The following is a 532-nucleotide window of genomic DNA, read 5'->3' as shown; positions in this document are numbered from 1 at the left end:
ACACCATCAAGAGAACCAAACACTCTAATAAGCTCTGATGTATCAATAACTTTAATACCCTTCCCGTGCTTTACAACAGAGGTGTAACTTAACTTACCACTGTTAATCATCTTGTAAATAGTAGGGCGACTAACCTTAACAAGCCGTGCCGCTTCACTAATAGACACTCTGGCCATCAGTTACCATCCTGTAATGCATCCAGTCTCGAGGACAGTGTACGGAAAAGATGCTCCGCATCATCGTGGAGTTTCTCACAAAGGTCGGCCTCTACATCGAGATCAAGCTCGTTAAGCTTCTCCAGCAGGAGCAGAGACTGATTCTGGATGAACTTAGCCATGTTTAGCGCCGTTTGCTGTTGTTTCGTCATAAAGAGCCTCAGAGCGTCAGTGCTCAATGTAAAAACTGTCTCCTTTCCGCTTCCTCGCTCACTCAGTCGCTACGCTCCTGCCGTTCGGCTGCGGCGAGCGGTCGCAACTCACGTATAAGAGCATAAGACGACCTGTCTCTTATACACATCTGACGCTGCCGACGA

Annotated in this window: 2 protein-coding genes; both read right to left on the bottom strand. The window is 47.7% G+C overall.

The annotated features are described in order from the left end of the window. A partial coding sequence (locus tag ACNQ0T_RS23190) for a helix-turn-helix domain-containing protein (protein ID WP_146702836.1) occupies window positions 1–176 on the bottom strand: 176 nt, incomplete at its 3' end. After that, window positions 176–367 carry a Rop family plasmid primer RNA-binding protein gene (locus ACNQ0T_RS23185; protein WP_040223193.1) on the bottom strand — a complete coding sequence of 64 codons (192 nt, stop codon included), beginning with the start codon at window positions 365–367 and terminating at the stop codon, window positions 176–178. The genes ACNQ0T_RS23185 and ACNQ0T_RS23190, both read right to left, overlap by 1 nt. Between the last annotated feature and the right edge of the window lie 165 nt (window positions 368–532).

The sequence above is a fragment of the Enterobacter cloacae complex sp.6700776 genome (assembly GCF_048284255.1).
Classification (GTDB): domain Bacteria; phylum Pseudomonadota; class Gammaproteobacteria; order Enterobacterales; family Enterobacteriaceae; genus Enterobacter; species Enterobacter intestinihominis.
Note: the sequence above shows the minus strand (reverse complement) of the source record. Positions and strands in the feature narration are given on the sequence as shown.

Excerpts from the sequence above, each read along its gene's own strand:
- ACNQ0T_RS23185 (WP_040223193.1), bottom strand. The coding sequence starts at position 367 with ATGACGAAACAACAGCAAACGGCGCTAAACATGGCTAAGTTCATCCAG.